Annotated in this window: 26 protein-coding genes, 1 tRNA gene and 1 pseudogene; 18 read left to right on the forward strand and 10 right to left on the reverse strand. The window is 63.0% G+C overall.

Annotated elements, in window-relative coordinates:
* Positions 1-11: 11 nt before the first annotated feature.
* Positions 12-1,828 (reverse strand): annotated as a pseudogene (gene ade / locus AC56QQ_RS20225) (adenine deaminase).
* A 388-nt stretch (positions 1,829-2,216) separates the two neighbouring features.
* Between ade and AC56QQ_RS20230 the strand changes: the two are divergent.
* Entirely contained in the window at positions 2,217-2,882 is a 666-nt protein-coding gene (locus AC56QQ_RS20230) for an outer membrane protein (RefSeq protein ID WP_489861082.1), read from the forward strand.
* Between the two features lie 282 nt (positions 2,883-3,164).
* Positions 3,165-3,250, forward strand: a tRNA-Leu gene (locus tag AC56QQ_RS20235).
* Between the two features lie 188 nt (positions 3,251-3,438).
* Here the strand turns inward: AC56QQ_RS20235 and AC56QQ_RS20240 are convergent.
* Together AC56QQ_RS20240 and AC56QQ_RS20245 are read right to left on the reverse strand one after the other, a co-directional pair.
* The gene (locus AC56QQ_RS20240; protein WP_497123117.1) at positions 3,439-3,822 is read right to left on the reverse strand and encodes a hypothetical protein; all 384 of its coding nucleotides are present in this window, start codon (positions 3,820-3,822) and stop codon (positions 3,439-3,441) included.
* A 115-nt stretch (positions 3,823-3,937) separates the two neighbouring features.
* Complete coding sequence (locus AC56QQ_RS20245; RefSeq protein WP_497123118.1) at positions 3,938-4,516, reverse strand: NUDIX domain-containing protein; 579 nt, start codon at positions 4,514-4,516, stop codon at positions 3,938-3,940.
* A gap of 155 nt (positions 4,517-4,671) precedes the next feature.
* Here AC56QQ_RS20245 and AC56QQ_RS20250 point away from each other — a divergent pair, with 155 nt between their 5' ends.
* From AC56QQ_RS20250 to AC56QQ_RS20265, 4 genes are all read left to right on the forward strand, one after another.
* Positions 4,672-5,775 carry an NADH:flavin oxidoreductase/NADH oxidase gene (locus AC56QQ_RS20250; RefSeq protein ID WP_497123119.1) on the forward strand — a complete coding sequence of 368 codons (1,104 nt, stop codon included), beginning with the start codon at positions 4,672-4,674 and terminating at the stop codon, positions 5,773-5,775.
* Between the two features lie 129 nt (positions 5,776-5,904).
* Positions 5,905-6,222, forward strand: coding sequence for an SH3 domain-containing protein (locus tag AC56QQ_RS20255; protein ID WP_269905802.1), 318 nt, complete (start codon positions 5,905-5,907; stop codon positions 6,220-6,222).
* A gap of 152 nt (positions 6,223-6,374) precedes the next feature.
* Complete coding sequence (locus AC56QQ_RS20260; RefSeq protein WP_497123120.1) at positions 6,375-6,653, forward strand: DUF982 domain-containing protein; 279 nt, start codon at positions 6,375-6,377, stop codon at positions 6,651-6,653.
* A gap of 28 nt (positions 6,654-6,681) precedes the next feature.
* Positions 6,682-6,921 (forward strand): DUF2188 domain-containing protein, encoded by a 240-nt coding sequence (locus tag AC56QQ_RS20265; RefSeq protein WP_091578370.1) that lies wholly within the window; start codon positions 6,682-6,684, stop codon positions 6,919-6,921.
* Between the two features lie 163 nt (positions 6,922-7,084).
* Here the strand turns inward: AC56QQ_RS20265 and AC56QQ_RS20270 are convergent, their stop codons facing one another.
* A complete protein-coding gene (locus AC56QQ_RS20270; protein WP_489861077.1) occupies positions 7,085-7,366 on the reverse strand; it encodes a hypothetical protein in 282 nt (93 codons plus the stop codon).
* 55 nt (positions 7,367-7,421) lie between these two features.
* Positions 7,422-8,435: an alpha/beta fold hydrolase gene (locus tag AC56QQ_RS20275; RefSeq protein WP_497123121.1), complete on the reverse strand. Its 1,014-nt coding sequence runs from the start codon at positions 8,433-8,435 to the stop codon at positions 7,422-7,424.
* 157 nt (positions 8,436-8,592) lie between these two features.
* Between AC56QQ_RS20275 and AC56QQ_RS20280 the strand changes: the two genes are divergently transcribed.
* The 6 genes from AC56QQ_RS20280 to AC56QQ_RS20305 all read left to right on the forward strand — a co-directional run bounded on the left by AC56QQ_RS20280 (position 8,593) and on the right by AC56QQ_RS20305 (position 16,435).
* Entirely contained in the window at positions 8,593-9,336 is a 744-nt protein-coding gene (locus tag AC56QQ_RS20280) for a competence/damage-inducible protein A (protein ID WP_497123122.1), read from the forward strand.
* A gap of 81 nt (positions 9,337-9,417) precedes the next feature.
* A complete protein-coding gene (locus tag AC56QQ_RS20285) occupies positions 9,418-10,251 on the forward strand; it encodes a universal stress protein (RefSeq protein WP_489861074.1) in 834 nt (277 codons plus the stop codon).
* A 114-nt stretch (positions 10,252-10,365) separates the two neighbouring features.
* Positions 10,366-10,866 carry a xanthine phosphoribosyltransferase gene (gene gpt / locus AC56QQ_RS20290; protein WP_489861073.1) on the forward strand — a complete coding sequence of 167 codons (501 nt, stop codon included), beginning with the start codon at positions 10,366-10,368 and terminating at the stop codon, positions 10,864-10,866.
* A gap of 210 nt (positions 10,867-11,076) precedes the next feature.
* Positions 11,077-11,565: an NUDIX hydrolase gene (locus AC56QQ_RS20295; RefSeq protein WP_256750935.1), complete on the forward strand. Its 489-nt coding sequence runs from the start codon at positions 11,077-11,079 to the stop codon at positions 11,563-11,565.
* A gap of 112 nt (positions 11,566-11,677) precedes the next feature.
* Positions 11,678-11,989 (forward strand): PilZ domain-containing protein, encoded by a 312-nt coding sequence (locus AC56QQ_RS20300; protein WP_497123123.1) that lies wholly within the window; start codon positions 11,678-11,680, stop codon positions 11,987-11,989.
* Between the two features lie 648 nt (positions 11,990-12,637).
* A complete protein-coding gene (locus tag AC56QQ_RS20305) occupies positions 12,638-16,435 on the forward strand; it encodes a vitamin B12-dependent ribonucleotide reductase (RefSeq protein ID WP_497123124.1) in 3,798 nt (1,265 codons plus the stop codon).
* 492 nt (positions 16,436-16,927) lie between these two features.
* On the opposite strand, the gene AC56QQ_RS20310 is transcribed toward AC56QQ_RS20305, so the two are convergent.
* Positions 16,928-17,818, reverse strand: a complete 891-nt coding sequence (locus AC56QQ_RS20310) for a LysR family transcriptional regulator (RefSeq protein WP_497123125.1) — start codon at positions 17,816-17,818, stop codon at positions 16,928-16,930.
* A 220-nt stretch (positions 17,819-18,038) separates the two neighbouring features.
* On the opposite strand from AC56QQ_RS20310, the gene AC56QQ_RS20315 reads away from it, so the two are divergent.
* The 5 genes from AC56QQ_RS20315 (at position 18,039) to AC56QQ_RS20335 (ending at position 21,430) form a co-directional block, all read left to right on the forward strand.
* Positions 18,039-18,773 (forward strand): SDR family NAD(P)-dependent oxidoreductase, encoded by a 735-nt coding sequence (locus tag AC56QQ_RS20315; protein WP_497129066.1) that lies wholly within the window; start codon positions 18,039-18,041, stop codon positions 18,771-18,773.
* A 48-nt stretch (positions 18,774-18,821) separates the two neighbouring features.
* A complete protein-coding gene (locus AC56QQ_RS20320) occupies positions 18,822-19,574 on the forward strand; it encodes an SDR family NAD(P)-dependent oxidoreductase (protein ID WP_497123126.1) in 753 nt (250 codons plus the stop codon).
* Between the two features lie 31 nt (positions 19,575-19,605).
* Positions 19,606-20,208 carry an NADPH-dependent F420 reductase gene (locus AC56QQ_RS20325; protein WP_497123127.1) on the forward strand — a complete coding sequence of 201 codons (603 nt, stop codon included), beginning with the start codon at positions 19,606-19,608 and terminating at the stop codon, positions 20,206-20,208.
* A gap of 81 nt (positions 20,209-20,289) precedes the next feature.
* Entirely contained in the window at positions 20,290-20,724 is a 435-nt protein-coding gene (locus AC56QQ_RS20330) for a nuclear transport factor 2 family protein (protein ID WP_497123128.1), read from the forward strand.
* 73 nt (positions 20,725-20,797) lie between these two features.
* Entirely contained in the window at positions 20,798-21,430 is a 633-nt protein-coding gene (locus AC56QQ_RS20335) for a class I SAM-dependent methyltransferase (protein ID WP_497123129.1), read from the forward strand.
* A 96-nt stretch (positions 21,431-21,526) separates the two neighbouring features.
* Here the strand turns inward: AC56QQ_RS20335 and AC56QQ_RS20340 are convergent, their stop codons facing one another.
* Positions 21,527-22,141: a hypothetical protein gene (locus AC56QQ_RS20340; protein ID WP_497123130.1), complete on the reverse strand. Its 615-nt coding sequence runs from the start codon at positions 22,139-22,141 to the stop codon at positions 21,527-21,529.
* Positions 22,142-22,145: 4 nt separating this feature from the next.
* A complete protein-coding gene (locus AC56QQ_RS20345; protein WP_497123131.1) occupies positions 22,146-22,667 on the reverse strand; it encodes a hypothetical protein in 522 nt (173 codons plus the stop codon).
* A gap of 180 nt (positions 22,668-22,847) precedes the next feature.
* Here AC56QQ_RS20345 and AC56QQ_RS20350 point away from each other — a divergent pair, with 180 nt between their 5' ends.
* Positions 22,848-23,207 (forward strand): hypothetical protein, encoded by a 360-nt coding sequence (locus tag AC56QQ_RS20350; protein WP_497123132.1) that lies wholly within the window; start codon positions 22,848-22,850, stop codon positions 23,205-23,207.
* A 12-nt stretch (positions 23,208-23,219) separates the two neighbouring features.
* On the opposite strand, the gene AC56QQ_RS20355 is transcribed toward AC56QQ_RS20350, so the two are convergent.
* Positions 23,220-24,194 carry a DUF3592 domain-containing protein gene (locus AC56QQ_RS20355; RefSeq protein WP_497123133.1) on the reverse strand — a complete coding sequence of 325 codons (975 nt, stop codon included), beginning with the start codon at positions 24,192-24,194 and terminating at the stop codon, positions 23,220-23,222.
* Positions 24,195-24,527: 333 nt separating this feature from the next.
* Positions 24,528-25,592, reverse strand: a complete 1,065-nt coding sequence (locus tag AC56QQ_RS20360) for a glycoside hydrolase family 25 protein (RefSeq protein ID WP_497123134.1) — start codon at positions 25,590-25,592, stop codon at positions 24,528-24,530.
* Positions 25,593-25,806 lie beyond the last annotated feature (214 nt).

Raw genomic sequence — 25,806 nt, forward strand, 5'->3', positions numbered from 1 at the left:
GACGGCTGATCTCAGACGAACAGATCGACCTTCTGGAAAGTCGTCACGTCGATCAGGCCGACATCGGAGATCCTCAACTCCGGAATGACGACCAGCGCCAGCAGCGAGTGCTGCATGTAGGCGTTGTTCAGCGAACAGCCCATCTTGCGCATCGCCTCGGTCAGTTTCTCCGCCTTTGCCGCCACGATTTCGGCGCGCTCGTCCGACATCAGCCCGGCGATCGGCATCTCGACCAGCGCCAGTTCCTTACCCTTGGAGAACAGCACGACGCCGCCGCCGACCTCGCCCAGCCGGTTGACCGCCAACGCCATGTCCTGCTTGTTGGTGCCGACAACGATGATGTGGTGGCTGTCATGCGCGACGCTGGAGGCCATGGCACAGTCGCCCATGTAGCCGAAACCGGAGACGAAGGCGTTGGTGACGCCGCCCGTGCCTCTGTGGCGTTCGACCAGCGCGATCTGGCAGACGTCGTTGCGGCGATCCATGGCGACCAGCCCGTCCTCGACGGGAAGGTCGGCCTCGAGCGCGCGCGTTGGTGCCTGGTTCTCGATGACGCCGATGACGCGCACCCGCACTTCGTTGGCGCCCTTGGGGGCAACGATGTCGAAGTCGCCGGCCTTTAGCCTCTTGCCGAGCTTGACGGTGTTCTTCGCCGTCCGGGGATAGTCATAGGCCGGAATGTCGATTTCGAGCTTGCCGCCCTTCGCCAGCCTGACGCCACGCGCATAGACCTCATCGATGGCCATCGCGGTCAGATCCGAGACGATCAGCAGGTCGGCAAGCCGGCCCGGCGCGATCGAGCCGATCTCGCGCTCCAGTTTGAAATGCTGGGCGGTGTTGAGCGTCGCCATCTGGATCGCCGTCACCGGCTTCAACCCCTGTTGGATGGCGTGGCGCACCACCCGGTCCATATGACCTTCGTGGACCAGCGTGCCTGAATGACTGTCATCGGTGCACAGGATGAAGTTGCGCGGATCGATGCCGCCTTCCGTGACCGCCTTGATTTGCGAGGCGACGTCGTACCACGCCGAACCCAGGCGCAGCATCGCCTTCATGCCCTGGCGCACACGAGCGATGGCGTCCTCGGCGCGCGTGCCCTCGTGGTCGTCCTCCGGGCCACCCGCGACATAGCCATGGAACGGCAGGCCGAGATCGCGCGACGCATAGTGACCGCCAACCGTCTTGCCCGCTTTCACCGTGGCGGCGATCTCACCCGACATCACCGGGTCGTTGGCGACGACGCCGGGAAATTCATCACTTCGCCAAGGCCGATGATGTTCTCCCAGGTCATCGCTTCCGCGACATCGGCGACCGTCAGCTCGGCGCCGGCGTGTTCCAGCCCCGGTGCCGAGGGCACGCAGGACGGCATCTGCACGTGCACGTTGATGGGCATGGCCACGGCCTCGTCATGCATCAGCCGCACGCCGGGCAGGCCCAACACATTGGCAATCTCGTGCGGATCGATGAACATCGAGGTGGTGCCGTGCGGAATGACCGCACGGCAGAACTCGGTCACCGTCACCATGCCGCTCTCGACATGCATGTGCGCGTCGCAGAGGCCGGGCACCAGATAGCGGCCGCCGGCGTCGACCACTTTGGTGCCCTGACCGATGGCGTGGCTGGCGTTCGGCCCGCAATAGGCGAAGCGACCGCCGGCAATGGCGATGTCGGTGCCGGCGATGATCTCACCCGAATGAACGTTCACCCAGCGCCCGTTTCGGATGACCATATCGGCGGGTTTCCGGCCCATGGCGACGTCGACCAGATGCGTCGCCATCTCGGTCCACGGTCTGGGTTTCGTCGCATGCGCCGACGGCTTCTTTGCCATGAAGGACTCCTGTTTGCCCGACTGTGCCAAGCCAGCGTGGTTTTGACCAGCGCCAAACAGTGGATCGCTTGAGGCCCACCCCCATCTTCACGGAGCTAACCCGGCTTTCACGAGGGCTGTTCAGCCTTTACGTCGACCGTGACTTTTGCCTTTCCGGCCGAAATCCGCTCCGCGAGGCGCCTAGTTCGGCCCCGGCGAAGGTACCGCTGACCGTGACCTCGCCGCCGAGTATGGGTTCGACCAGCCGCGACAATGCCGTCTGTCCTCGCCTTGCCGATGCCGGCGCGGCGAGTGATATTTACCAGAGTCAGAAATAAGATTCCGTTTTGGCGCAAATCGCGTTACTTTCCGCGGAAGGATCTTTCTGAATCCTCTTTCGGGGAGTTCGATGCGTCGCCTGATGGTCGCAAGTGCCGGTTTTCTTGCCGCTCTGGCCGTGCCGGCTTTCGCGGCCGACCCGGCAGTCGATGTGCCGATGACCGCGCCCGGCTTCGACTGGACCGGCTACTATGCCGGTCTGCAGGCCGGCTATGGCTGGGGCCAATCCGATATATCAGGGACAGATGGTGGGCCATTTTCCGTCTCGCCCGACATCGACGGCGGTTTCGTCGGCGGCCATGTCGCCGGCCTGTGGCAGTTCGACCAGGCGGTGCTCGGCGCCGAGGCAGACCTCAACTATTCCTCGATCAACGGCACCGCCGAAGCAGGCCCGGGAAACACGTTCGGCACCGACATCAAATGGTTCGGATCTGTCAACGCCAAGGCCGGATACGCGATGGATCGCCTGCTGGTCTATGGCATCGGCGGCGTCGCCTTTGGCGGTATCGAAACCTCGCAAGCCGTGGGTTCGGCGTTCTCCAGGACACGCACGAATGTCGGCTGGACCGTGGGAGCAGGCATCGACTACGCGCTGACCGACAAGTTCGTCGTCGGCGCGCAATATCGCTACTACGATTTCGGTTCCGAGCACTACGACACGCCGGATCCCTTCGTCGATCGCGATCAGAATGTGAAGCTGAACACGGTCGGCATCAACCTGAGCTACAAGTTCTGAACCTCACCGGCAACGTGACGCCACCGGCCAAGGCGGTAGCTCGAGGAGCTATCTCAGTGGAAGGGAGCGGCCGACGCCCCCAGTGGGCGGGGGAATGGGGTGGGCCTGAGAAGCGCCGGCCTAGGCGGATCCGATCCGCCGAGCGACATCATAGCGATGCCTGCAGGGCGGGTAATTCCGTGATCACGCCACATCACCACGCCACAAGGTCTGGTTTGCGCGTTCAGGCGGCCAAGATCACGACTTGACGGCCTGTGTCTGGCGTCTGAAAAGGGCTGGCCTGCGGACGTGGCGGAATTGGTAGACGCAAGGGACTTAAAATCCCTCGATCTCTGATCGTACGGGTTCGATTCCCGTCGTCCGCACCACCACTGCTGCTATTTTGCAACTTGTCGGTTCGACTTTCAGGCAGCCTGGAAGCGACGGTATTTTCAGCGCTGCCATCGCATGTCGAGCATTGCGATACGAACAGGATGCGTCCGGGATCGCCGCGCGCCCCGTGAATTAGATAGGCGCAACGCCGTTCACGAAGACATCAGACACGATGGCCGTTAAATCAGCTGTGTCCCGCTCGCAGTGACGCCATGCCGACCAGGGTTTGCGCGTGAGCATGGAGCTCGCGGGCAGCCCGCCGGTACTCGATCTCGTCGCCGCTGCAAACGACCATGAACTGCGCCGCGAACTCATGGGTGCTCGTGGCCGGGGTTGCGAACATGGTTTCCACGATCTCGGACATGCTCCTGTGGACACGCTTCAGATCTTTGTCGGAAATGCCAAAAGTGATCGAATTCCTGAGCGCCTCCCAACGCCGGAAGCCGGCCAGGATCGGGCTTTCGTTCACGTTCGCGGCAGAAGCCCTCTCCACTGCAGCGGTTCCCATGGCTGGAATGGAGACGACCGTGCCGAGCGCGGCGCTTCTGGTCGTTGCATGAAAAATCATGTCCAAGTCCCTACGGTTGAACTCGACCTCTACGACCGGCGACCCGACGCCGCATTGCTCTGAGTCAAATCGTCGGCGAGGGCCAAAAGCCGGAAGCGTGGAACAAACAGGGGATTCAAGCAGGGATCGGGTTCAGCTTCAGATGCTGGATCAGAATGATGGTCTTGGCATCGATGATGCGGCCATCGGCAATGCCGGCCAGCGCCTCGTCGAGCGGCATTTCCAGAACCTCGATGTCCTCGCCCTCTTCCGGCGCGCCGCCGCCAGCCGAGATGCGGTCAGCCGGCGAATAGCGGGCGACGAAGAACCACAGCCGCTCGGTGACGCTGCCCGGGCTCATGTAAGGCGAAAACAGCCGCTCGACATCTTTCAACCGGTAGCCGAGTTCTTCCTCGGCTTCCTTGCGGATGCAGGTTTCCGGATCGTTTTCGTCCAACAGACCGGCACAGGCCTCGATCAGCGGCTCGCGATGGCCCGTGACGTAGGCGGGATAACGGAACTGGCGCACCAGCAACACGGTCGAGCGCGCCGGATCGTATGGCAGGATCACCGCACCGTCGCCACGATCATAGGTTTGGCGAATCTGCGTCTCCCACTGTCCGTCCCGCCGGCGATAGTCGAGGACGGTTTTCTTCAGGACGGCCCAGTCGTCGGAGAGTACCTCCTCCGAACGGATGCGAACGCGATCTTCCATCATGGTCTCCATGCTGTTGGTCGAGGGGTAGCCGCGAACGGGCATTTGCGCAATGTGGGCAATCGGTTCAAAAAAGGCCGTCTCACCGTCTCGTGTCTGGCGCGCCTTCCAACCATTGCCTAGATAACGGCTTACCCCTCCCGGAGCCTCATTTCATGACAGCATCGCTCTTCCAGCCGATCACCCTTGACGGCCTCACCTTCCCCAATCGCATCGCCGTCGCGCCGATGTGCCAGTATTCGGCCGAAGACGGCTCGGCCAGCGACTGGCACCTCTACCACTGGATGAACCTTGCCATGTCCGGCGCCGGCATGGTCACCGTCGAGATGACCGATGTCGAGCGGCGCGGACGCATCACGCATGGCTGCCTCGGTCTTTACTCCGAAGACAATGAGGCGGGCGCCCGCCGGGCGCTGGACGCGGCCAGGCGCGTCGCTGCTCCCGGCACCAGGTTCGGCACCCAGCTTGCCCATGCCGGCCGCAAGGCCTCGAACCGCAAGCCTTGGGAGGGCGGCGGGCCGCTGCAGCCAAACGAGGATCCCCGGCAGACTGTCTCGGCTTCGGCCATCGCCTACGACACCGGCTGGAATGTGCCGCGCGCGCTGGAGGAGGAGGAAATCCTGCAGCTCATCGAGCGGTTCGCCGAGGCGGCAAGGCGGGCCGAGCGCGCCGGCTTCGACTTCATCGAACTGCACGCCGCGCATGGCTACCTGATCTTCCAGTTCCTGTCGCCATTGTCCAACCAGCGCACCGACCGCTGGGGCGGCTCGCTGGAAAACCGCATGCGCCTGGTCGTCGAGATCGCCAAGGCCGTGAAGAAAGCGGTTCCAAACCTGATGCTCGGCGCGCGGCTGTCGGTGAAGGATTGGGTCGATGGCGGCTTCGACGTTGAAGACGCGATCGAGGTGGCAAAGGCGTTGAAGGCCGTCGGCGTCGCCTATCTCTGCTGCTCGAGCGGCGGCAACTCGCCGTTGCAGAAATTGCCCACCGGCCCCGGTTACCAGGTGCATCTTGCGGAAGCCGTGCGCAAGGGTGCGGGGATTCCGACCCGGGCGGTGGGCCTGATCGATGACCCGAAGCAGGCCGAGGCAATTGTCGCCGAGGGCCGCGCCGACATGGTGGCGCTGGCGCGCGCCTTCCTGGCCGACCCGCGTTGGGGATGGCGTGCGGCCGCCACGTTCAGCGAGACAATCCACCCGGCGCCGCAGCTGGCCCGTTCGGTCACCACGATGCAGCACTGGATGAAGGCGGCGGGCTGACCCGGCCGTTCTCCCGACACCGGCGCGGCCCTGCCCTGGTTCTGGACTGCTTGCACAGCTTCAATTTTGTCCGCGACCTGTTACGTTGGGTGAGGCCGCGGAGGGCGCGGCCAGGCTTGGGAGGAAATCATGTCGTTCAGGACATTCTTGCCGGTTGCAGCGCTGACGGCTGTGGCTGGGCTTTGGATCGGCGCGGCGACGCCGGCCGGCGCGCAATATTGCGAGGGCACGGTGCACGGCCTGTCCGGCCGCTACAATCTGGCCACTGGCAGCGGCTTTCTCGCCGTGCGGGCACGGCCGAATTCGTCGTCGCGGATGATCGGACAGCTGTTCAATGGCGATCATACCGAGATCTTCGACAGGCGCGGCAACTGGTATCAAGTCGAGATCGGCGGCACGACCGGCTGGGCAAACGCACGCTGGCTGCGCAACGATTGCGGCTACTGAGACGCCGTGCACGTCACCCAAAAATGGATCCGCTTTTGGGACAACGACATACATCGAACAAAGAGCTAAAGCGCGTCGCAAACGCGACGCGACGTTTGGGCGCAGGCTGAAGGACATGGTTGCAACCAAATTGGCTGCTTTGCGTTGCGGCCATGATGGATAAAAAACCTTTCGAAACGCCAGTCGTGGTCGAGCTCGGCCATGTCGGCAAATATCGCCATATCCGCAGCACCCAGGAGGCGGCGGAGTGCCTGATGACGGTGTGGCCGCTCAATCGCGGCCAGCGACATCGTGATGCCCTCGACACTTGCCTCAAAGTGCTGGAAGGTTATCGTTCGACAGCGGATGCGCGCCGGGCGCTGATTGAAGCCGCCAAGGAAGCGGAAGTGCTGGTGCCCGACGACAGACTGCCCGACGACCGGCTGCATTGAGCAGCGGACCTTTCAACCGGAGGATTTCATGGCGAAGCTGACTTATAAGATCGTCGAGCATGACGGCGGCTGGGCCTACAAGGTCGGAGCGACCTTCTCGGAGACGTTCCCCACCCATCACGACGCATTGCGCGCCGCCGAAATCGCTTCGGCCGAGCAGCAGGTCGCCGGGGCCACCGACGGCATCCAGTACGAGGATGCCGACGGCAAATGGCACGACGAACTGGCCGACGGCCGGGACCGGCCGCAGACAGAGATCTCCGACTGAATTTGGATCGTCGACCGGGTTCGGCGACGAGCAGGCAGGGCGCCGACCGTGGACGTCCGGAGAGAAGACGTTCCGCGGCCGGCGGCCACCCTGCGGGCTTTCTGTTTGTTTTAGCGTTGTCTTTCCCGAAAACCGGTACGCCCTTTTCGGGATCGTGCTCTGACTACTTGCCGCAATACTGATCGTTGACGTTCCGTCCGGCATTGGCGTCGGGGCCGGCCGTGTTGGAGGCACAAGGCCCGACGGCCCCCGGATTGCCCAGGCTGTTCAATCCGGAGCGATCGCCGTTGATACTGCCGGTGGTCGTGGTGTCCACGGTCGCGGAATCCTCGTTGCCGAAGAGCCAGTTGTGGTGGTTGGAATAAGTGCTGTCCGCCGACTGCGCCAGCGCCGACGTGGCGAGACCGATCGTCAGAACGGATGCTGCGAGAAGTTTCGTGTACATTGAATTACTCCGTATCTTGGCCGCCTTGGGTGCGACACGGGGGTAAACCCGGCAATCAGCCGAATGGTTCAGTGAAATTGTCGTGAGGCCGTGGTGATGTCCGAACGGAAAACGCGCAGGCTGCAATGCGCTCGATGAAGGCAATGACCCGTTCCGGCTCGACGAATTGTGGCATGTGGCCGAGACCGTCGACAGCTTCAAAATCGAGCCCTTCGATCTTGTCCTGCATTGGCTCGCCATGGGTGCGGATGTCGATGACGCGATCGGCGGCCCCGAAGAGAATGCCGGCCGGCATGGCGATCTCCCCATAGCGGCCCTCGATGCGGCCGAGATCGCGTTCGATCGCCACGACATCGGAGGACGTGGCATAGAAATGGGCTGGCCTGAGCCCGAGCCACCCGCCTGCCGCGACCATGTATTCGGCGGGCGGGACTTGCGGCGCGAAGATGAATTCCATTGTCGGCCGCGCATATCTGAGGCTTGTCGGGATGGCCATCGTATGGGCCATGACCCGGCGCAGCAGGCGTGAGGGAATATAGAGCGGGCCGAACTTTTCGCGCCCGCCACCTTCCAGATGGGTCAATGGCGCCAGCAGGGCGATGCCGGAAATCGCCTCGGGATGTTCCACGGCCAGGGTCAGCGCGATGGCGCCGCCCAGGGAATGACCGACCACCAGCGGCTTTTCCAGCCGCAGCGTTTCGATGAAGCACCGCACGATCTCGGCCTGTTCCGGCAGCCGGCCCGTGGCGCCGCGCGCCCGCACCGAATAGCCCGACCCCGGGCGATCGAGCGCGATCAGCCGGTAGCCCGGATCGACCCGCCCGAACAGGGTGGACCTGAAATGATGAAGCTGGGCGCCGAGCCCGTGCAGGAAGACGATCGGCCGCCCCTCGCCCACATCGACATAGTGGATGCGGTTGCCATCTATCTCGATGAATTTTCCGACCGGCGGCACCAGCCTTTCGGCCTTCGCCGCGATCCACTGCGTCGCCAGCACCAGACTGGCGATCCCGAGGACCGCCAGCAGGATAAGCACGGCCAGCAGCCACGACAGAATCGAAAACAGCATTGTTCACCCGGACCAGAACCAGCGTCAGCTTAGCCGCATCCGGTCGTGCCGCAACCTTGCATAGAACCGGATGGTGCGAGGCCGCTCGTACAGGGTGGCATTGCGGCCGCAGCCATGGCGCGCTATCTGACTTGGACCCGTCCCTCCGGAGCCTTCCATGCCCGAAATCGTTACCGCCGCCATGCTCGTCATCGGTGACGAGATACTGTCCGGCCGCACCAAGGACAAGAACATCGGCCATCTCGCCGACATCATGACCGCGATCGGCATCGACCTGAAGGAAGTGCGTATCGTTCCGGACGAGGAAGACGAGATCGTCGCGGCGGTGAATGCCGTGCGCGCACGCTACACCTATGTGTTCACCACCGGTGGCATCGGCCCGACCCACGACGACATCACCGCCGATTCGATTTCCAAGGCCTTCGGCGTGCCTTGCGAATACCATGCCGATGCCTATGCGATGCTGGAGGCAAGCTACGCCGCGCGCGGCATCGAATACACCGAGGCCCGCAAGCGCATGGCGCGGATGCCGCGCGGTGCCGATCTCATCGTCAATCCGGTGTCCGTCGCGCCCGGCTTCCGCATCGGCAACGTCCATGTCATGGCCGGCGTGCCGTCGATCTTCCAGGCCATGCTCGACAATGTCGTGCCGACGCTGAAGGCCGGCACCAAGATGCTGTCGGCAACGGTGCCTTGTCCGTTCGGCGAAGGCCTCATCGGCGGGCCGCTGGGCGACATCCAGAAAGCGCATCCGGACACGATCATCGGCTCCTACCCGAAATATGGCGATGGCAAGTTCTGGACTGAACTGGTCGTGCGTGCCCGCAGCCAGGACGCGCTGGACGCGGCGCGCGCCGATGTCGAGGCGATGGTGGCCGGCTTCGCCAGCGATCCCGGCTGATCTGGTGCAGCCCGGAACCAAGCACGACGCCGCAACGTTTCGTCCGCGCGAGTTCGATCGCCCGTAAACCGAGGGATTACCATGCGATTCAAAACCATCGTCGCCATTCTGCAGAACGAACAGGATGCGGAGCGCGTGCTGGACTGCGCCATTCCGCTCGCCAGCCGGTTCGAGAGCCATTTGATCGGCATCCATGCCGAAACGCTTCCGGTGCCCTACACTTCGGCCACCGGCTTTCCGGACACCGAGTTCCTGCAGGTCTCGGCCGACATGAACCGGGAGCGGGCCGAGAAGCTGCAGGCCGTCTTTCTCAAATATATCGAGAATTCCGGCCTTTCCTTCGAGTGGCGCAGCCTGGAGAGTTTTTCGGGCGACAGCGCGCTGACCGGCATTTCGAGCGTTCGCGCCGCCGATCTGATCATCGCCGCGCAGCGTGAGACGGGCGGTGACCCGAGCGCTGATGTCGACACGCTGGTCTACGACGCCGGCAGGCCGGTGCTGGTGGTGCCGCATTCGGGCCCCCTGATCACCACCTTCAAGCGCGTGCTGCTCGCCTGGAACGGCAGCAAGGAAGCGGCCCGCGCCGCCTTCGACGCTCTGCCCTTCATCATCGAAGCAGAGAAAACCGACATACTGGTCATTGACCCACCCGACTCGCTCGACGAGAGCCCGGAGGCCGCCGGCGCCGAGATCGCTTCCGCCCTTTCGCGCCACGGCGCCAACGTCAGCGTCTCGGTGCAGAGATCGGGGGGCAGCTCGGTCGATGATATCATCCAGACGCGGATCACCGAGACCGGCGCCGATCTGCTGGTGCTCGGCGCCTACAGCCACTCATGGCTGCGCCAGCTTCTGTTCGGCGGGGTAACCCGCACTGTGCTGCGCACGGCGCCGATAGCGGCCTTCCTGTCGCGCTAAGTCCACAGCGATCGCTCAGGCCCGCCCTTGCCAAGGCCAAGGCTTTCCAGTTAATTCCGCGCGCATTCCCCTGTTTTCTTGCGCGCGGCGCTCGCGCGCTGCGGAGTGCGCGAAATGTCCCTTCCCGAAAAAGCCTTTCCGGTCTCCTGGGACCAGTTCCATCGCGACGCCCGCGCACTCGCCTGGCGGCTGGCGGGCACCAACAAGGGGCAATGGAAAGCGATCGTCTGCATCACCCGCGGCGGCCTCGTTCCCGCGGCGATCATCTCGCGCGAGCTCGGCATCCGCGTCATCGAGACGGTCTGTGTCGCTTCCTACCACGACTATACCAGCCAGGGGCAGCTACAGGTGCTGAAGGAGGTGACGCCGGCGTTGCTGGCTGACGACGGCGCCGGCGTGCTGATCGTCGACGACCTGACCGATACCGGCAAGACGGCGGCAATCGTGCGCGCGATGATGCCGAAGGCGCATTTCGCTACCGTCTATGCCAAGCCGAAGGGCCGGCCACTGGTCGATACTTTCGTCACCGAAGTCAGCCAGGACACCTGGATCTATTTTCCATGGGACATGGGCTTCACCTATCAGAAACCGATAGCCGACGACCACGCCGGCTGATTCGTAACCCCTGCCTGTTCCAGATCAGCTGCCGCCGTTGGGCATCGTTTGCTTTCGCAAATGGTCCCGGCAGGCCGGATATTTTGCGGAATCGACCTCTATTGGCGGTAATCGGCGAGATAAGTGAAAGTTTTTACTTTTATTGCGGACAATTGGCCGTAAGATTCGTGAGACGGCAAACGATTCTGGAGGCTGGGGCTAGCTTCTCCGATGTTGACGAGGCCAACGACGCACAATCATCTGGCCGAAAGGGTCCGACGGCTCTTCGGCACGGCGCCGTGCCGCCTGCAGGTTGCCGCCCTGCCCTGGCGCGATACCGGCAACGGCGTCGAGGTCATGCTGATAACCAGCCGCGATACAGGTCGCTGGGTGCTTCCCAAGGGTTGGCCAGAGGCCAGGGAGCCGCTCTGCGAGGCCGCGGCGCGCGAGGCCGGCGAGGAAGCCGGACTGCGCGGAAGTGTCTCCCATCTCGAAGCCGGCCGCTACTTCTATGCCAAGGTGTTGGCTTCCGGCGAGGAAGTCCCGTGTGAAGTTCTTGTGTTTCCCCTGCAAGTCGACAAGGTCGCCGACCGCTGGAAGGAAAAGCGCTCCCGCATCCGCAAATGGGTGAGTTCCAGCGAAGCGGTGCGCATGATCAACGAACCCGACCTTTGCCAGATCATCGCCTATTTTTGCGCCGACCCGCACAGCTTCCCCTGACCCTGACGTCAGGCGATCGCGCCGCGCTGCATTGCCAGACAAAATACGCATCAATGTGAATGCTTTGCTAACGAATCGGGAATACGATTCGGCGGCTTTGGCAAATTCATCGATGGCAACCCCTGCAAAACCAGTTCCGGACGAATCCGATGAGCCCCGGCGCGAGCGCCGCCAGCGTGTCCTCAAGGGTGGCGCCATCATCACCGGAATTTCGAATTCGGAAGTCAGCTGCACGCTGCGCAATCAGCATGAAGGCGGCGCCGAACTGAAGATTACGGTCGAAGCCAGGGTACCGGATCGCTTTCTGCTCTATGTGCCGGTCGACGGCGTTGCCTATCGCTGCGAGGTTCGCTGGCGCCGCAACGACCGGATCGGGGTGCGGTTCACCGGCACCGAACCAAAACCCAGGCTGCATTACGGCTGAACGTGGCGGTCGGGCCCGGCAAGCTCGCGCTCGGCTGGATTGTCGGCCGCATATGCATTGCCCTCAGGCGGCAAATCGCGATCACCGCACCGCAATTCTTTCCCCGTTATCCACATATGTGACACACAAGATGTTGGGGTCACAAAAGCTACGCAAACGAATCCTTGACGGCGCAAAACGAGTCGCCTTTTATAGGCCATGTGCTCCTGTTGAGAGCGCGACCGGAAAGTTCTGAGGCCGGTCTTTTTCCCGGATTATGTGAGTTTTTTCCCGCATTTCCGCCTGTTTGCGAGGCCGGCGGAAGCGTTGGAATTGTGGCGGCTTGGGGGACGATAGGGAGAATTGTCGGACTGGAATAAATTGTCTGTTAATACTATATTTAGTGTTTGCAGCTAGGTTCGACGCTAGATAGTGTGAATTTCCCTCGGTCGAGGGAATCGGAAAAAATCAGTTTTGAGGGACCCGTGGGGTTCGTCAGCGAGTTGGACAGGCGCTTCGCAAGGAGTTTGACCAGCAGGGCGGACGAAGGCTGCGAAATGGAGAGCCGGCCGTTTTCGAACGCCGGCAGACGGCGGACATGCGCGTTTCGCGTTGGGGGCAGAAATCCCCGAGGAAAAGCGCTATATATAGACAAAAGGGACCGGACCAATGCGCATCGAGCGGCGTTTCACCAAGCAAGGGCAATCGGCTTACGCGGAGATCGAATTCCGCAAGGCGCTTTCGGAGATCAAGAATCCGGATGGCTCGGTGGTGTTCCGCCTCGACAACATCGATGTGCCGGCGCAGTTCTCCCAGGTCGCCGCCGACATCCTGGCGCAGAAGTATTTCCGCAAGGCCGGCGTCCCCGCGCGGCTGAAGAAGGTCGAGGAGAACGATGTCCCCTCCTTCCTGTGGCGCTCCGTCGCCGACGAGGCCGAACTTGCCAAGCTGCCGGAAGCCGAGCGCTATGGCTCCGAGATCGACGCCCGCCAGGTCTTCGACCGGCTGGCCGGCACCTGGACCTATTGGGGCTGGAAGGGCGGCTACTTCAAGGCGTCGGAGGAAGACGCGCGCGCCTTCCGCGACGAGCTTGCCTACATGCTGGCCACGCAGCGCGTCGCGCCGAACTCGCCGCAATGGTTCAACACCGGCCTGCACTGGGCCTATGGCATCGACGGCCCGAGCCAGGGCCACTTCTATGTCGACCCGTTCACCGGCAAGCTGACCAAGTCGAAGTCCTCCTACGAGCACCCGCAGCCGCATGCCTGCTTCATCCAGGGCGTGCAGGACGACCTCGTCAACGAGGGCGGCATCATGGACCTTTGGGTGCGTGAAGCGCGCCTGTTCAAATATGGCTCGGGCACCGGCTCCAATTTCTCGCTGCTGCGCGGCGAAGGCGAAAAGCTGTCCGGCGGCGGCCGCTCGTCCGGCCTGATGAGCTTCCTCAAGATCGGCGACCGCGCCGCGGGCGCCATCAAGTCGGGCGGCACGACGCGCCGCGCCGCCAAGATGGTCATCGTCGACGCCGACCACCCCGATATCGAGGAGTTCATCGACTGGAAGGTCAATGAAGAGCAGAAGGTCGCCTCGCTGGTGACCGGCTCCAAGATCGTCAAGAAGCATCTCGAAGCGATCATGAAGGCCTGCGTCAACTGCGAAGGCAATGGCGACGACTGCTTCGACCCGTCGATCAACACCGCGCTGAAGCGCGAGATCAAGCTGGCCAAGAAGGACGCGGTGCCGGAAAACTACATCTACCGTGTCATCCAGTTCGCCAAGCAAGGCTACACCTCGATGTCGTTCAAGACCTACGACACCGACTGGGATTCGGACGCCTACCTCACGGTTTCGGGCCAGAACTCCAACAATTCAGTGTCGCTGAAGGACAATTTCCTGCGCGCCGTCGAGGATGACGCCGACTGGCACCTCACCGCCCGCAAGGACGGCAAGGTCCTGAAGACGCTGAAGGCGCGCGACCTCTGGGAAAAGATCGGCTATGCAGCCTGGGCGTCGGCCGATCCGGGCCTGCATTTCAACACGACGATGAACGACTGGCACACCTGCGCCTCCGCCGGTGCGATCCGGGCGTCCAACCCGTGCTCGGAATACATGTTCCTCGACGACACCGCCTGCAACCTCGCCTCGATCAACCTCTTGCCTTACCGCAACGCGGACGGCGCCATCGACATATCGGCCTACGAGCACACCGTGCGGTTGTGGACCATCGTGCTCGAAATCTCGGTGATGATGGCGCAGTTCCCGTCGAAGGAGATCGCCAAGCTCTCCTACGAATACCGCACGCTCGGCCTCGGCTATGCCAATATCGGCGGCCTGCTGATGACGTCGGGCATTCCCTATGATTCCGACGAGGGCCGCGCCATCTGCGCAGCGCTCACCGCGATCATGACCGGCACCGCCTATGCCACCTCCGCCGAGATGGCTTCCGAGCTCGGCGCCTTCGCCGATTACGACCGCAACGCGCAGAACATGCTGCGCGTCATGCGCAACCATCGCCGCGCCGCCTATGGCGACAAGGACGGCTACGAGAAGCTGGCCGTCAACCCCGTGCCGCTGGTCGCTTCCGACCTCAAGCAGCAGGCGCTTGCCGAGCATGCGAAAGCCGCCTGGGACCGCGCCATCGAGCTCGGCGAGGAACATGGCTACCGCAATGCGCAGGCGACCGTGATTGCGCCGACCGGCACGATCGGCCTGGTCATGGATTGCGACACCACCGGCATCGAACCCGACTTCGCGCTGGTGAAGTTCAAGAAGCTGGCCGGCGGCGGCTACTTCAAGATCATCAACCGCGCCGTGCCGGAAGCGCTGCGCACGCTCGGCTATTCGGAAGCCCAGATCGCCGAGATGGAGGCCTATGCGGTCGGCCACGGCAATCTCAACCAGGCACCCGGCGTCAATCCCGGCTCGCTCAAGGCAAAGGGCTTCACCGACGACAAGATCGCGGCGCTCAACGCGGCGCTGAAGTCGGCCTTCGACATCAAGTTCGTCTTCAACCAGTGGACGCTGGGCGCCGACTGGGTGAAGGAGACATTCGGGTTCACCGACGAGCAGCTCAACGACTTCTCGTTCGAGATGCTGCCGGCGCTCGGCTTCGCCAAGAAGGACATCGAGGCCGCCAACATCCATGTCTGCGGTGCCATGACGCTGGAAGGCGCGCCCTTCCTCAAGGCCGAACACCTTGCCGTGTTCGACTGCGCCAGCCCGTGCGGCAAGATCGGCAAGCGTTCGCTGTCGATCAACAGCCACATCCAGATGATGGCCGCGGCGCAGCCCTTCATCTCCGGCGCCATCTCCAAGACCATCAACATGCCGAACGATGCGACGGTGGAGGACGCCAAGGGCGCCTACATGCTGTCGTGGAAGCTGGCGCTGAAGGCCAACGCGCTCTATCGCGACGGCTCGAAGCTGTCGCAGCCGCTGAATTCCTCGCTGCTCGCCGATGGCGAGGACGACGAGGAGGAAGCCGTCGAGCAGCTGATCGCCGCGCCCGCCGCGCAGCGTGCGGTGCAGATCACCGAACGGATCGTCGAGCGCATCATCGAGCGCGTGTCGCGCGAGCAGGAAAAGCTGCCCGGCCGCCGCAAGGGCTACACCCAGAAGGCCAAGATCGGTGGCAACACCATATTCCTGCGCACCGGCGAATATGATGATGGCCGCCTCGGCGAGATCTTCATCGACATGAACAAGGAAGGCGCGACCCTGCGTGGCCTTCTCAACAACTTCGCCATCGCCATCTCGCTCGGCCTGCAATATGGCGTGCCGCTCGACGAATATGTCCACGCCTTCACCTTCACCAAGTTCGAGCCGGCCGGCATGGTGCAGGGCAACGACGCCATCAAGAGCGCGACGTCGATCCTCGACTACGTGTTCCGCGAACTGGCCATCTCCTATCTCGGCCGCAACGACCTCGCTCATGTCGACCAGTCGGACTTCTCCAACACCGCGCTTGGCCGCAACATCAGCGAAGGCAAGACCGACGCCGTCTCCAAGGGCCTGACCCGTGGCGCCTCGCCGGTGAAGCTGGTGTCGCGCGTCAGCGGCAACGAGCCGAAGGGATTTGCCGGTTCAGCACCTTCCGGCGCCCCTGCCCGCTCGGCGCCCACCGCCTTCTCCGGCTCCAACGTGCTGGCGCTGAAGCCGGCCAGCGACGAGGCGGTCGCCTACAAGCGCGACTATGAGGAGCGGGCCAAGGAACTGGCCGAGGAGATCGCCTTCGAGGGAGCGGCGGGCGCTGCTTCCGAGGCTTCGGACGCCACGGCGGCGCTGTTCACCGACGCCGCGGCCAATGAAGCAGCCGAAGCGAAGAAACTCGCCGCCGACCGCCGCGCCAGGTCGTTGCTCCAGGGCTACACCGGCAATTCCTGCTCCGAGTGCCAGAACTTTACGATGGTGCGGAACGGGACCTGCGAGAAGTGCGACACCTGTGGTGCGACGAGCGGGTGCAGCTGAGAAAGACGGAATCGCGAGTCCCTCCTGACCTGACGCGCCACGACATCTTGTTCAAGGTCAAAGATAGATGGCTCGCCTGACACTCGAAGTTGGCTCACCCTAGGAAAAAGAAGGCCCGGACGCTTTGGCGTCCGGGCCTTCGACTATTTGTGCCAACGCGACGATCCGAACCGCTTAAACGACGCGGGATGATCGCGGCTCAAAAGGCCCGCTAAGCGCGCTAGGAGCATTCCAGGAAAAGTGTGAAACGGTTTTCCCGGGAAAAGCGCACAGCGCTTTCCCTTGGGAATTGCGTCAAAACGAAGAGTTAGAGCGGTTTGCCGTTTCCGTGAAACGGTGAACTGCTCTAGGAGGGGCCATCTCAGCCCGCGCTAGGAAATAGGCCCGCAGGCGGACTGACGGTGGGCCGCGCTATCGACCCAAGTCGTACGCTGGGGATGACCGCTTGCAGGCACTTGTCCACTGCAAGCATCGCCAGCGACCTGCCGCGCGTCAGTCGCGCGATATGGACAGTCCCGCGAGAAGCGGCGCGTACGCGGCGAGCCTGCGGGATATGAATTCGGTGAAGAGCCGCACGCGCTTTGTCTTGCGAGTCTCACCCTGTGTGAGAAGCCAAACGGTTCCGTACATGTGCAGGTCGGTGCCCGGCACCCTCACCAGCAGCGGGTCGGCATCTCCGACGAAGCACGGCAGCGTCGTCATCCCGACCCCTTGCCGTACGGCAACGATCTGCGCCTCACCGTCCGTGGTCCTGAACGGAACCCCCGTGGTGCGAACCTCGCGGACCCAATCGGGGATTCCATGCATGCTTATGACGATCCACCGGATGGGACCAGGCGCGCCCGCACGCGACACGGTTAGCCGATCCCGGGACATGTAGACGCCTCCGAACAGCTCCGGTCCCTTCAGTCCGTGAAGATTGAGCGGTAAAGTTTTGCGGTCGTAGACGACGCGGATCGCCACGTCGGCCTCTCGGTTGGTCAGATTTGCCAGCTCGCCGGACGACAAGATTTCCATCTCGATGTCCGGATGCAGACGCGCGAAATCGGCGAAGTCCGGCATGAGCAGGTGTGTCGCGAGGGTCGGAGCCAGCGTCACCCTCAGAAGCCCGCGCACGCCTTGGTCGCGCCCGAGGACGCGCGTTTGTAGCTGGTGGGACGACGCTTCCATCTGTTCCGCGAGCTCGAGAACCTCCTCGCCCGCGGCGGTCAGGCGGTAGCCCGAGGGCAGCTTTTCGAACATGTGTGCCCCAAGGCGTTCCTCGAGCTGAGCGATGCGTCGCAGCACGGTTGAATGATTCACCCCGAGGTGTGCGGCGGCAGCCCGCACCGAGCCTCCGCGTGCGACGGCAAGAAAGTAGCGAACGTCATCCCAGTCTATCATGGTGCAATCCCGCACCGCGCGGCGCGCCTTCCAAGCCCGTGTCTAGCACGCCAACCACAGGCATGGCGACCGTCACGGTGACATCAGTCGCCCAGCCGGATCGATTTCGCACCACCGATGTGCGCGCTTGCGCACTGAACGTCTCACTCCGGCGGACCCATCTAGAGCGTCTCGGGACGTTCCCGAATGGCCAAGGCGGAAGCCTGGAAGGATGCACGACATGACCAGATTGAATGGAAAGACCGCCGTGATCACCGGCGGCGCCACCGGCATCGGCCGCGCGGCGGCAAAGCGCTTCATCGACGAAGGCGCCTTCGTCTTTATCTTCGGCCGCCGCCAGGAAGCGCTCGACGCCGCTGTGGCTGACCTCGGGCCCAATGCCCGCGCGGTGAAGGGCTCGGTCTCGGATGAGGCCGACCTCGACCGGCTCTACGCGGCGGTGAAGGCCGAGCGCGGAACCCTCGACATCGTCTTCGCCAATGCCGGGGCCGGAGGCCCGCTGCCGCTCGGCCAGATCACCGCCGAGCACATTGATGAAACCTTCGACACCAATGTGAAGGGTACGATCTTCACGGTCCAGAAGGCGTTGCCGCTGATGGGCCCGGGCGGTTCGATCATCCTGACCGGATCGAGCGCCGGCACCACGGGCGCCCCGGGATTCACCGCCTACAGCGCCAGCAAGGCGGCCGTGCGCAACCTCGCGCGGACCTGGGCGGAGGACCTGAAGGGCACCGGCATCCGGGTAAATGTATTGTCGCCCGGGGCGACGGCGACCGAACTCGCGAAGGAAGCGCTGGGCGAGGAGGGCCAGAAGGCCTACGGCGCGATGACTCCGCTCCAGCGCATGGCCGATCCGACGGAGATCGGTGCGGTGGCCGCCTTCCTCGCGTCGTCGGACAGCAGCTTCATGACTGCCAGCGAGGTCGCCGTCGACGGCGGCCTGGCGCAACTCTGACCCCAGCGCGGTCCGTGCCTGGCCCGCGCGCAAAGAAAGACAAAGATTATGAAAAAACTCGAAGGTAAGATCGCAGTCATCACGGGCGGAAGCAGCGGGATCGGATTGGCCACAGCCAAGCGCTTCGTAGAAGAAGGAGCGCACGTCGTGATTACCGGGCGAAGAGAGAAAGAGTTGAAGGAGGCCGCGGCCTTCATCATGAGAAACGTTACGACGGTCGTGGGTGACGTATCGCTCTTGGAAGATCTGGATCGCCTCTATGCCGTCGTGAAAGAGAAACATGGTCACATCGACATTCTCTTCGCGAACGCGGGCGCGGGGACAATCGCACCGCTCGCGGTCGCCACTGAGGCACATTTTGATCAGACCTTCGATGTGAACGTGAAGGGTCTGTTCTTTACGGTTCAGAAGGCCCTTCCCCTGTTCAAAGACGGCGGTTCGATCATCCTGAACTCTTCAGTGTCGAACGTGTTGGGGCTTCCTGGGTTTAGCACCTACGCCGCGAGTAAGGCGGCTGTACGCAACTTCGCGCGCGCTTGGACACTGGAGCTCAAAGACCGCAAAATCCGCGTCAATGCAATGAGTCCCGGAGCAATCGAGACGCCGGCCTTAGAGACAACGACTGGCCTTACCCCTGAGCAAGCCGAGCAAGCGGCCGCCCAGTTTGCGTCACAGATCCCAATGGGTCGCAGGGGCAAACCAGAGGAAATCGCGGCTGCCGTCACGTTCCTCGCCTCCGATGAAAGTTCTTTCATCACTGGCGTGGATCTCGCCGTCGACGGAGGCATGGCGCAGGTCTGACCCCGGCGTTAAACAAGATCGGAGAAGCATTATGAGCTATTCAATTATAGGATTTGGCAATATCGGCCAGGCTTTGGCCAAGGCGTTTGCCCGCAAAGGCATCGAAGTATCCGTTGCAACCACGCGCGACCCGGAAAGCTTTGCATCCGCTGCGGCCGCGGTCGGACCCACGATCATTCCTAAAAAACTGGCGGAAGCGATCAAGGCGGACATCATCTTTTTGGCTGTCCGTTTCGAGTCGCACCCGGAGGTCGCGAAGGCGCTCGCCAGTTGGCAGGGGAAGACCATCGTCGATGTGACCAACGCCTACGGCGTGCCTCCTGAAAAACTGGGGGGACAGCCTTCTTCCAAGTTCATCACACAGGCATTCTCTGGTGCAAAACTGGTCAAGGGCTTCAACCATCTGGTCGCTGCCGTGCTTGACCAGGATCCGGCCGTGCATGGTGGCAGGAGGGTCGTGTTCCTGGCGAGCGACGATGACGCTGCCGCAGCGGAGATTGGTGTGCTTGCGGAAAAGCTCGGTTTCGCGCCGATCAAACTTGGCGGGCTTTCGGAAGGCGGATTGCTCGTCCAGGCGCGCGGAAACAGCTGGGGTCAACTGATCTTCAAGGACCTGGTCAAGTTCGACGGATGAGCATGAAGTGCCAACCGGCAGGACCAGGATGCACGGATCGGATCGAGCACGATGCGATCCGTGCGAAATGGAGAAATTCCCATGAGCATTGAGAAGAACATCCAGACGGTGAAGGACTTCTTCGCCGCGATCGGCCGCGGCGACAGGGAGGCTCTGTTGGCGCTGGCCGCCGAAGACATCGAGTGGATCATCCCCGGCAAGGACTGGCCGTTGGCCGGAACGCGCCATGGACACGCCGGCTTGGCGGATTTGCTTGAGACGGCATCCAAGTCGATAGAAACGTCCACGGAACCCCGGGAGTTCGTGGCGCAAGGAGACCGGGTCCTCGTCGCCGGCTTCGCCAAGGGGAAGATCAAAGCCACGAACAAGACGTTCGAGGACGACTGGGTCTTCGCCATCACGGTCCGGGACGGCAGGCTGACCAACATCCGGGAATACGTCGACACGCAAGCACTGGCCCGGGCCTCGCAGATGGACGTGTCCGGGCCGGCCATCTTCGGCCATCAAGTCGGGTAGACGGTAGATCAGCCGTGGATCGCCCCATTGTAGGCCGCGCACTCGTCGAATGCCCAACCGTAAGGAGATTCCAATGTACGACCAATCCAAGCTATCCGAGTTGATCCGGTTCGCACGTGTAGATGCGGGCTCCACTGTCATTGACGTTTACCCAGGCGACGGCGACTGGACGCGCCTGTTCTCCGACATCGTCGGACTCAAAGGACGGGTCTACAGCTTTGTGCCGGCCGAAGTCGCCCACTTCAAGAACGATCCGGTCGGCCTCATGCGGACGCTCGCGAAGGAGCCGGGCCGAGAGAACGTCGAGGCCGTCTCGGCGGACCTCGTCGCGATGCCGGAGGTCACCCAGCCAGCCGATGTTGTGTGGTTGCACCTGTTCTACCACGATCTCCACACCGCGCTGATTCAGAAGAAGGGCGCGACCGCGGGCCTCTTCAATCGAGCCGTCTACGAGCGGCTGAAGCCCGGTGGTTTCTACGTCATCGTCGACCACGCCGCAGCAGCAGGGTCGGGCACGAGCGACACCCAGGCGCTGCATCGGATCGATCCTGCCTCCGTCCGCGAGGAGGTGGAGGCGGCTGGCTTCGTACTGGACGCGCAAAGCGCCATGCTCGCGAGCAAGGATGATGCGCACTCGATCAAGGTGTTCGATCCTTCGATCAAGGGCGAGACCGATCGCTTCGCCTATCGGTTCGTGAAGCCCTGACAGGTCCCGGCACCGACTTCATGTCAACCTCCTCGATGGGTGCAGCAAGCTCATCGAGGACATCGAGGCAACCCTGCTTGCCGCCACGTCAGGCACCTACTCGTCCCGCAACACACGCAGCGTCTGCTCGTCAAACAGCGGCTCATCCTGGCCGATGCGGACGAACAGCAGTTTGCTAGCCTCGCCCGCAGGCACTTCGAAATACTGGATGCCATCAGGCATTTCGCCCCAATCGCCGCACGGCGGGTCGGGAACCTCATTGGGATCGGCAAGCGCTTTCAGTTCTTTCGCATAGGCGGCGTCTGGGCTGAAAGTGTAGCGTTTGACGCCGGCGGGCACGGTTCCCTCGGTGTAAGGCGCCAGCACGCAGCGGGCGCTGACGGTTTTGTCGGTCTTTTCCAGGAACAGCCGCTGCAATGCTGCCTCGGCGGTCTCGCCGGGCTGGATGTCGAACAGTTCGACCAGAGGGTCGGCCGCGCCGCCGTCGCTGTATTTGATGGCGAGAGCGTTGCCGGCGAACTCGAAATGGATCTGGCGGAAGCCGAAGTCGCAGCGCTGCACCCAGGCGGCAAGACCGATCGTTTTGTCGGCCAGTCTTTCCCAGGCACATTTGTCGACCGGCGGGCGCGACGGCGCCGGCTCGTCCGCACGTGCCATGGCGGATATCGTCAGGGATGCCAACAGGGCGCTGATCCAGCTGATCGATCTCATGGCGCTATTCATCGCTGCAACCTGTCAAGGTGAAGGCATCCCACGCCGAGCCTTCCGGATTGGCCTTGGCGAAATCGGCCCCTTCGGTGAAAGCTGCGCCGAAATCGGGCAACAACAGCCCTTTCGGCGCCGGTGTCGCTTCGCGCGAATTCAACTGCTCGGCACCGCCGCCGGTCAAGGCATAGACCTGCCCATCCCATATCCTGCACAGTCCGCTGCCGTCCTCCAGTCCCGCTTCGCGATCCTCGTCGGTGCAGGTGTGGCGGATGGTGCCGAGCGGAAACGAATTCTTGCCATTGGTCCAGGTGATGTCGGCCGGCAGGCGGATATCGGTATGCGGCACGGTCAGTGAAAACACCTCGGACGTCAGGGCCGCCGGTTCGTTATCGAGCGGCCGGAACTGCATCACCGCGCCCGAGCGCGGTTCCCGATAGGTGGCGTGGCTCAGCAGGCAGTTCTTTGCGCCCGCTGCCTGCGTCGGGCCGAGCAGCCCCAGGAAAACCAACGCCAGTCTGCGAATGATCATCAATTTCCCTGGGAAAGCGTTATGCGGCCTGGGTGCGTGCTGGCTATACAGTCGCATCAATCCGCGCAAAAGCATAAGCGAAATCCGGAACAGCTGCGTTTGTCGCACCTCGAACGAAACTTGCCCGCACGGACCCCAACAGTCTGTATGGTCGAGCACAGTGGCCCAAGGAGACAAATGATGCGGCGTTTGGTGATGACGATGGCAATGTCCGCATTCGCGGGCGGCACGGCACTGGCGGCGCCGCCCTATGTCGGGACATGGTCCAGCGAACGCCTGAACTGCAGCGCGGCAGCGGATGTCCAGCGCCAGACGGTCTTCACCGTGGATCAGTCGGCCCTGTCGCTTCCCGAATTCGGCTGCGAGCACGCGACGTTTCACAAGTCCGCCACCGGCTGGGTGGTGCATGCGAGCCAGTGCTACGGCGCCGACCCATCGCTCGCGGAACCGTTTTCCCGTATCGTCCATATGGTCAGGCACGGCGCCAGGGTGCGGTTCACCTGGCCTGGCTTCGACAGCGGCCCTCTCGCCCGCTGCTGAAGGAAGCCGGCCTCAGACCAGCCCGACCAGCAAGGCAGCGCCGCCGAGAAAGCCGACGGAACAGACCCAAAGCACCCAGAGCCCGCGCACCCGGCATTCGAGCACCGCCGAGGCGGGGTTGGCGGGATCATAGTGCACGTCGACCTTGCCGCCCTCGACATAGCGCGCCGCCTGGCCGCCGACGAGGCCAGGCAGCGAAGCCGTCACGGTGGCGCCGAAGGCGACGCGGTCGGCGCTGTAGCGCTGGCCGGCGACGCCATAGCTGTAGACGATGCGCGACTTGAAAACAGTGCGCCAGGGTCGATAGCCTTCGAACCGGTCGCGGGTCTTGATTGCCTGCAGGCCCGACGCATCGATGCGGCCGGCGGCGACCGGCCATTTCGCCGCCTGCTCGGCCATCGCTTTCTGGACGAAGCCCATGCGCAGCACGAACAGGCCCATAAACAGCAGCAGCGCTGCCGCGCCGAGGTTTTGCGGCTTGGGCAAATGCGGGCCGATTGCCTCCAGCACACCGCCGACGGAGAACACCAGCACCAGCGCGCCGATCACCAGCCCCGCCGAAAGCTGGACCATGAACTTGAAGGCGCCGTCCGGCATGGTGCGCTCGATCACCGCCTTGGCCGGATCGGACGGGTTATAGAAGACGGTCACCTTGGCGCCGCGGGGAAACCGCGCCAGGGTCTCGGTGACTTCGAAATTCCCGAGGTTCTCCTGCACGCTGTAGTGCGAACTCTGGAAAGTCTTGCCGCCCACCTTGTATTCGTAGGTGATCGCCGGAAAATTCCTGATCTCGGTGGCATCGCTGCTCTCCGAGCCGGAGCCCGAGCTTCGGACCTCGCGCGCCTCGACGCGCGAGGAGATGATCTTCCCCGGCGCCGGCAACCAGCGGCTGACCGCCTTCACCTCTCGCCATTTCAGGAAAGTAACGATCGACAGCCCGCCGGCGACCGCGCAGGCAAAGCCGACCAACAGGAACTTGAGCTCCACCTCGTCTCCAATGCCCCAGGGAGTGCAGGAGCCTGCACATAGACAGCAAGGCGACGGCAATGTCTTGTCCAATCGCAAAGGCCGCACTATTCGGTTGATCCAGGTCAACGCGCATCGAGCGCTCGTCCTGTCTCCTCGGCAATCCTCGGCAATCCTCGGAGGGAGAACAACATGTCGACTTACGACCTCATGGTTACCACCGCTGTCCTGCTCAGTTTCGGGTCATTTTCCGCGGTTCTGGCCTATGCCACCATCGACGAGTCGTACCGCCGGCAACCAAGATAGGATCCGGCCGTGGCGTTGGCAGCGCTGCTAACGTCGGATTGCGCTGTTTCAGTTGGCGTCGGCGACGGTCGTTTGTCCGCCGGCGAAAGCGCGCCACTGCCGTTCATCGCCCTGGAAGACGTTGAGATCGATGCGGCCGGTGACGCCATGCGACAGGCCGGAGCCGGAATACTGCCAGAACAGCCACTTGCGGCCGGGATAGACCTTTGACGGGTGCGCCGCCACCGCGCGCAGCCAGAACGGGTAGTCGAGGAATTCGCCCCTGAGATTGTCGCGATAGAAATCGGGCGAGGTGTAGATGATGGGCCTCTGGCCGTAGTGGCGCTCCAGCTTGTCCATGAACACCTGCATCTTCTCCAGCACCTTTTCGCGCGACGGCCGCCGCTTGCAGCTCGATTCGCCGTTCCACTCGACGTCGATTACCGGCGGCAGCGCGCCATCCATCTTCGGCACGTTGCGGATGAACCAGTCGGCCTGCTCGCCCGCCGTGCGGCACCAGTAAAAGAAGTGATAGGCGCCGCGCTTCAGGCCGGCGGCGTCGGCGTTGCGCCAGTTCTTCATGAACATCGGATCGAGATGGTCGCCGCCATCGGTCGCCTTGATGTAGGCGAAGTTGGCGCCTTGCGCGCGCAGCTTTTCCCAGTTGACGTTGCCTTGCCAGCGCGAGACGTCGACGCCATGAACGGCGAGGTGCCGGGGCGAAGCCTTGCCGAAATTGATCGGCTTGGCGTCGCGAAAGCCGTAGCGGGTGAGCGGCCCGGCAAGCATTGGCGGGGCGGCGCGGCTCAACAGCCTTGGCTTCGATACCGCCGCGGCCGGCTCGACCGGCAGCCCGCCGACATCCGACACTTCAGGCGCCGGAAACGCCACCGTCTCTTCCTCCGCCAGGCCGAAAGGCCGTGCATTGTCGTCCACCGGCGCCTTTTCGGCCCTCGGCGCCCTGCTGGCCATCGCCGCCGGGACTGACGTCAGCGGTGCCGGCGGGCGCACCACGGAACTGGTGGTCTCGCTCGACGGTTTCTGCAAATCCAGTGCATCGATGCCGGCCGTCGACGTGCAACCGGCAAGGCAAAGCCATGCGATCAAGAAACTGATGACGCCCGGTATCCGCATCTGGACCTGTACTCAAAACACAACAGACCGAGGGCAAAACGGCAGCCGACGGACAAACCAGATCGAGTTATGAACGAGAAATTACCAATAAAGTTTGAATCAAGTTTTTTCGTGCATGCCGGGCGGCGAAATCCGGCCTTCGGCACCAACGGCCAAGCCAGCCTTGACAGCGCCACGATGTCCCTGTTGAGACGATACGCACCGTCTCGCGCTT

It is taken from the genome of Mesorhizobium sp. RCAM 05099 (assembly GCF_059683685.1).

What these genes read in the sequence shown, in the direction of transcription:
- AC56QQ_RS20230 (WP_489861082.1), top strand. Translation starts at nt 2,217, where the DNA reads ATGCGTCGCCTGATGGTCGCAAGTGCCGGTTTTCTTGCCGCTCTGGCC.
- AC56QQ_RS20240 (WP_497123117.1), bottom strand. Translation starts at nt 3,822, where the DNA reads ATGATTTTTCATGCAACGACCAGAAGCGCCGCGCTCGGCACGGTCGTC.
- AC56QQ_RS20245 (WP_497123118.1), bottom strand. Translation starts at nt 4,516, where the DNA reads ATGGAAGATCGCGTTCGCATCCGTTCGGAGGAGGTACTCTCCGACGAC.
- AC56QQ_RS20250 (WP_497123119.1), top strand. Translation starts at nt 4,672, where the DNA reads ATGACAGCATCGCTCTTCCAGCCGATCACCCTTGACGGCCTCACCTTC.
- AC56QQ_RS20255 (WP_269905802.1), top strand. Translation starts at nt 5,905, where the DNA reads ATGTCGTTCAGGACATTCTTGCCGGTTGCAGCGCTGACGGCTGTGGCT.
- AC56QQ_RS20260 (WP_497123120.1), top strand. Translation starts at nt 6,375, where the DNA reads ATGATGGATAAAAAACCTTTCGAAACGCCAGTCGTGGTCGAGCTCGGC.
- AC56QQ_RS20265 (WP_091578370.1), top strand. Translation starts at nt 6,682, where the DNA reads ATGGCGAAGCTGACTTATAAGATCGTCGAGCATGACGGCGGCTGGGCC.
- AC56QQ_RS20270 (WP_489861077.1), bottom strand. Translation starts at nt 7,366, where the DNA reads ATGTACACGAAACTTCTCGCAGCATCCGTTCTGACGATCGGTCTCGCC.
- AC56QQ_RS20275 (WP_497123121.1), bottom strand. Translation starts at nt 8,435, where the DNA reads ATGCTGTTTTCGATTCTGTCGTGGCTGCTGGCCGTGCTTATCCTGCTG.
- AC56QQ_RS20280 (WP_497123122.1), top strand. Translation starts at nt 8,593, where the DNA reads ATGCCCGAAATCGTTACCGCCGCCATGCTCGTCATCGGTGACGAGATA.
- AC56QQ_RS20285 (WP_489861074.1), top strand. Translation starts at nt 9,418, where the DNA reads ATGCGATTCAAAACCATCGTCGCCATTCTGCAGAACGAACAGGATGCG.
- gpt (WP_489861073.1), top strand. Translation starts at nt 10,366, where the DNA reads ATGTCCCTTCCCGAAAAAGCCTTTCCGGTCTCCTGGGACCAGTTCCAT.
- AC56QQ_RS20295 (WP_256750935.1), top strand. Translation starts at nt 11,077, where the DNA reads ATGTTGACGAGGCCAACGACGCACAATCATCTGGCCGAAAGGGTCCGA.
- AC56QQ_RS20300 (WP_497123123.1), top strand. Translation starts at nt 11,678, where the DNA reads ATGGCAACCCCTGCAAAACCAGTTCCGGACGAATCCGATGAGCCCCGG.
- AC56QQ_RS20305 (WP_497123124.1), top strand. Translation starts at nt 12,638, where the DNA reads ATGCGCATCGAGCGGCGTTTCACCAAGCAAGGGCAATCGGCTTACGCG.
- AC56QQ_RS20310 (WP_497123125.1), bottom strand. Translation starts at nt 17,818, where the DNA reads ATGATAGACTGGGATGACGTTCGCTACTTTCTTGCCGTCGCACGCGGA.
- AC56QQ_RS20315 (WP_497129066.1), top strand. Translation starts at nt 18,039, where the DNA reads ATGACCAGATTGAATGGAAAGACCGCCGTGATCACCGGCGGCGCCACC.
- AC56QQ_RS20320 (WP_497123126.1), top strand. Translation starts at nt 18,822, where the DNA reads ATGAAAAAACTCGAAGGTAAGATCGCAGTCATCACGGGCGGAAGCAGC.
- AC56QQ_RS20325 (WP_497123127.1), top strand. Translation starts at nt 19,606, where the DNA reads ATGAGCTATTCAATTATAGGATTTGGCAATATCGGCCAGGCTTTGGCC.
- AC56QQ_RS20330 (WP_497123128.1), top strand. Translation starts at nt 20,290, where the DNA reads ATGAGCATTGAGAAGAACATCCAGACGGTGAAGGACTTCTTCGCCGCG.
- AC56QQ_RS20335 (WP_497123129.1), top strand. Translation starts at nt 20,798, where the DNA reads ATGTACGACCAATCCAAGCTATCCGAGTTGATCCGGTTCGCACGTGTA.
- AC56QQ_RS20340 (WP_497123130.1), bottom strand. Translation starts at nt 22,141, where the DNA reads ATGAGATCGATCAGCTGGATCAGCGCCCTGTTGGCATCCCTGACGATA.
- AC56QQ_RS20345 (WP_497123131.1), bottom strand. Translation starts at nt 22,667, where the DNA reads ATGATCATTCGCAGACTGGCGTTGGTTTTCCTGGGGCTGCTCGGCCCG.
- AC56QQ_RS20350 (WP_497123132.1), top strand. Translation starts at nt 22,848, where the DNA reads ATGCGGCGTTTGGTGATGACGATGGCAATGTCCGCATTCGCGGGCGGC.
- AC56QQ_RS20360 (WP_497123134.1), bottom strand. Translation starts at nt 25,592, where the DNA reads ATGCGGATACCGGGCGTCATCAGTTTCTTGATCGCATGGCTTTGCCTT.